This window comes from Pseudomonas sp. IT-P2 (genome assembly GCF_949767575.1).
Classification (GTDB): domain Bacteria; phylum Pseudomonadota; class Gammaproteobacteria; order Pseudomonadales; family Pseudomonadaceae; genus Aquipseudomonas; species Aquipseudomonas pharyngis.
In genome coordinates this window covers 1-1,364 of sequence record NZ_CATKQA010000027.1, presented here as the reverse complement: position 1 = coordinate 1,364, position 1,364 = coordinate 1, and the positions used below count along the sequence as shown (strand labels likewise).

The window sequence follows — 1,364 nt, the reverse complement described above, 5'->3', positions numbered from 1 at the left end:
AAATCTGTCCCCTTTTGTTTTCAAGGAAATTGGAAGGAAGATGACTACACCAAACAACGGCTCTATAATTTGTGTTCGTGGGGTTTGTAAATAGGTGACTTGTGGATTTAGATAAAATGATTGAGAATATTAAAACAAGAGAGGAGTTTGCAGATTTTATTTGTGGGCTTAAGGAAGACTTGGAGTTGAATTCAGGCGAGTGGGAAAACCCTACGCTGGAAAGGTTTTTGGATGCAATGGAAGCTTGGATTCGAGCAATGAATTTATATGCAATGAACTCTGGAGATGAGGAAGCCTTCACCCCTAGTTGGCAGACATTTGCAAAAATATTGTTTGCATCCAAGATTTACGAATAGTATTAGCGTTTTAATTGGTTCGTTGGTGCAGAAGTAAGCAGTTTTATACCTACATCAGGCGATCTTGACTTCAACGGATCAATTCCAATAAAAAGCCAAAAATAAAAAAAGGCAATAAAAAAAGGAATAAAAAAAGGGGACAGATTTATTTAATTGTAAATCTGTCCCCTTTTTTTACCGAGTTTAAAACGGGAAGTTTGTACAAGGTTGAATTTACCGTGAAGCCGGGAGTGGGGGTTCGCGAGGGAGCTGCAGGTGATATGTGGGACGCAGATCAAAAAGTTAGACTTTCAGGTGGTGCGCATCAAGTTAATTTCATGGATAAAACTCCTCGGACAAATCCTGAATTATATGATGTTGATGTTGATAGCTTGAGGTTATTGAAATGAATGATCTTGTTTTCTGTGTTCGGAATGAGATAGTCCATGCTGATGGAACAGTTTTTGAAGAGTTCTACGACTGGCAGGGATGCAAGACTGATTTTGAAGTTGAAATGAAACACCTTAAGTATGTAAAGGTTAGTCCAGTGGTAGATATGGTGACTTTTATAGTCGTTGAGGATGGTGAAGAGGTCCCATTCCTTGCTGCTGGTATTCCCTACATACTCCCTGATAGAACAGGAGTGTTGGTGGTGTTTGAGCAAAAACCTAACAAATTCAAATGCTCCAAGGCTCCATGGTTTTTTGGGTACCCAAACAATGCCGCGATTTATAATGCTGATGGTTCATTACGTTATCAGTTACGCAATTCGTACGGTGAAGGTAGTTATGTTGGTGCAATCCATTCAGGTGCGATGCCCGATCATCCTGAAACGTTAGGTGTTTTGATCGGTACGGTTGGTCATGAGCCAGAATGGCTTTATTTGGTTGATCCCGCTGGTCCAGCGTTAATACCTACAGGAAAGTGGATTCGTTATTAGGTCGGAGAGAAAAAAAGAGAAAGAGAAAAGGGGGGCTGATTTATTTAGAGAAAAGGAGACGGATTTATTATATTTAATAAATCTGTCCC

Annotated in this window: 2 protein-coding genes; both read left to right on the top strand. The window is 39.9% G+C overall.

Features of this window, described 5'->3' with window-relative positions; translation table 11 throughout:
- The first annotated feature begins 116 nt into the window (after positions 1-116).
- Positions 117-356 carry a hypothetical protein gene (locus tag ACM6JM_RS16020; protein ID WP_207273881.1) on the top strand — a complete coding sequence of 80 codons (240 nt, stop codon included), beginning with the start codon at positions 117-119 and terminating at the stop codon, positions 354-356.
- 385 nt (positions 357-741) lie between these two features.
- Positions 742-1,275 (top strand): hypothetical protein, encoded by a 534-nt coding sequence (locus tag ACM6JM_RS16015; RefSeq protein WP_134333932.1) that lies wholly within the window; start codon positions 742-744, stop codon positions 1,273-1,275.
- Positions 1,276-1,364: the final 89 nt, after the last annotated feature.